Source organism: Terrabacter terrae (genome assembly GCF_039529575.1).
GTDB lineage: Bacteria > Actinomycetota > Actinomycetes > Actinomycetales > Dermatophilaceae > Terrabacter > Terrabacter terrae.
Window position 1 is genome coordinate 1 of the sequence record NZ_BAAANB010000108.1, and the last position, 2,713, is coordinate 2,713.

The window sequence follows — 2,713 nt, forward strand, 5'->3', positions numbered from 1 at the left end:
CCCGTCGCTGTCGCGAACCCCCCAGAGGCGCCGGGCACGCGGCCGGACCCCGTCGAGGCTGCCCATGACGCCTTCGCGGGAGCAGAGGTTGAGGGCGAGAGGGTACCGCCCGTCGCCGGTGTGGGTGTCGACGAGGCGACAACTGAGCTTCACAGTCCTGTGGACAAGCTGGTGGACAACAACGCGGAAAACGGCGCTCCTGAACGGGGAACGGCGCCGCACGGGGCTGGGGACAACCCTGTGGACGAGGCCCGTCGCCGGATGGAGGCCCGCGCCGATGAGGCCGACCGTGAGGCGCTTGCCGCAGCCATACCGCGGGCTGGGGAGGACACGCCGCTGGCGATGGAGCTGGCCGAGAACGCCCGACGGCGCATCCAGCTGACCGGCCGCGCCTTCCCCAAGCCGGCGACACCGCGTGTGCTGACCGTGGCCAACCAGAAGGGCGGCGTGGGCAAGACGACCACGACCGTCAACATCGCAGCCGCCCTGGCCCAGTCCGGCCTGCAGGTACTCGTCATCGACCTCGACCCGCAGGGCAACGCGAGCACTGCGCTCGGCATCGACCACCATGCCGAGGTGCCGTCCATCTACGACGTGCTCGTCGACGGGACCCCGCTTCTCGAGGTGGTCCAGCCCTGCGCCACGGTCGCGAACCTGCACTGTGCGCCGGCGACGATCGACCTGGCGGGCGCGGAGATCGAGCTCGTTTCGCTGGTTGCGCGGGAGTCGCGCCTGCAGAAGGCGATTGCGGCAGCCATCACGGCCGGGCACGCGTTCGACTACATCCTCATCGACTGCCCGCCCAGCCTCGGGCTGCTCACCGTCAACGCGATGGTCGCAGCGAGCGAGGTCTTCATCCCGATCCAGTGTGAGTACTACGCCCTTGAAGGCCTCTCGCAGCTGCTCAAGAACATCGAGCTGATCAAGCACCACCTCAACCCGGCTCTGCACGTCTCCACGATCCTGCTGACGATGTACGACGGCCGGACGCGGCTCTCGGCGCAGGTGGCCGATGAGGTTCGTGAGCATTTCCCTGTCGAGGTGCTGCGCACCTCCGTTCCCCGGTCGGTGCGCGTCTCCGAAGCCCCGAGCTTCGGGGAGACGGTCATGACCTACGACCCGTCGAGCAGTGGGGCCCTGGCCTACCTGGCCGCCGCAGGCGAGATCGCCGACCGTGGGGCGGCCGGGCAGTCGTGAGCGCGACGACCAGCTCGGCGCGGCCCGGGGTTCGTTTCACGTGAAACAGGCCGGAGATTGCGGGTGTCGTCGTTTCACGTGAAACAGGCCAAAACCGTAGAGGCGCCGCGTTTCACGTGAAACGGAAGCATCCGGACTGCCCCGCACCATCCACAGCGGCTGTCGGCCCCCCGGCGGGCAGCCCCTACACTGAGCGCGGCGCGATGGCCGCGTCGTCTGCGAAAGGTTTGGTCAATGGCGGAGAAGCGTCGCGCACTGGGTCGAGGCCTCGGAGCGCTCATCCCGAGCGCACCCCCCGGAGGAGCCGGACGACCGGTGGACGTCTTCTTCACGGAGCAGAAGTACGCCGAGGCAGTCCCTCCGGGGGAGACGGCTTCGGATGGGTCGAGCCGCTCGGAGACGACCATCACCTCGCCGGGCGACCACGGCGCGGCCGGCTCGACGGGCACGAGCGCTGAGAGTGGGTCCGCGGCGCCGGACCTGCAGGCCCACGCCGTCGCAGATGCGAGCAGCGAGGCGACAGTCGGCGTTGCCAACGGTCCGGAGCCGGCTACGCCTCCACCGGGGGACGCCTCCCGCGGCGAAGTGACGAGCAGCCTGGCGGTGGTCCCGGGCGCTGAGTTCGCCGAGCTCGACATCGAGTCCATCCGACCGAACCCCAGGCAGCCGCGCACGGTCTTCGACGAGGACCACATGGGTGAGCTGGTGCACTCCATCCGCGAGATCGGCGTGCTCCAGCCTGTGGTGGTGCGGCGCATCCCGGCCGACCAGCTCGCCGAGGCGGACGGCAAGACGTACGAGCTGATCATGGGTGAGCGCCGGTGGCGCGCCTCGCAGGCTGCCGGGCTCGACGTCGTCCCGGCGATCATCAAGGAGACGAGCGACGACGACCTCCTCCGCGACGCCCTGCTCGAGAACCTCCACCGCAGCCAGCTCAACCCGCTGGAGGAGGCGGCGGCGTACCAGCAGCTCCTCGACGACTTCGGCTGCTCGCACGAGGAGCTCGCCACCCGGATCGGCCGCTCCCGGCCGCAGATCTCCAACACCCTGCGCCTCCTTCGCCTCCCCCCGGTCGTCCAGCGCCGGGTCGCTGCGGGCGTGCTCAGTGCCGGCCACGCTCGCGCGTTGCTCGGCATGGCCGACGCTGCCGCCATGGAGCGCATGGCCCAGCGGATCGTCGCCGAGGGCCTGTCGGTGCGCAGCGTCGAGGAGCTGGTGGCGCTCGGTGAGGGCAACGACGCGCCCAAGCCGCGTCGCCCGCGTGCCGGAGGCCGACACCCGCAGCTCGACGACCTCACGGCGGGACTGTCGGACCACCTCGAGACCCGCGTCGCGATCGCGCTGGGCCAGCGCAAGGGGAAGATCACCGTGGAGTTTGCGTCCATGGAGGACCTGCGGCGCATCCTCGACCTCATGGGGATGGCGCCTGCCGTCCAGGACTGACGCCGGCAGCGCTGACGGGCCACGTCGAGGCTTCGAGAGGGAGACATGCCGGAGGGTCATACGATCCACGCGC

General features: G+C 70.3%; 2 protein-coding genes. Both read left to right on the forward strand.

Annotated features, from left to right (window positions below):
* Positions 1 to 240: 240 nt before the first annotated feature.
* Entirely contained in the window at positions 241 to 1,197 is a 957-nt protein-coding gene (locus ABD194_RS19595; RefSeq protein ID WP_343994622.1) for a ParA family protein, read from the forward strand.
* Between the two features lie 234 nt (positions 1,198 to 1,431).
* Positions 1,432 to 2,640, forward strand: a complete 1,209-nt coding sequence (locus ABD194_RS19600) for a ParB/RepB/Spo0J family partition protein (RefSeq protein ID WP_343994625.1) — start codon at positions 1,432 to 1,434, stop codon at positions 2,638 to 2,640.
* Positions 2,641 to 2,713: the final 73 nt, after the last annotated feature.

What these genes read in the sequence shown, in the direction of transcription:
- ABD194_RS19600 (WP_343994625.1), top strand. Translation starts at nt 1,432, where the DNA reads ATGGCGGAGAAGCGTCGCGCACTGGGTCGAGGCCTCGGAGCGCTCATC.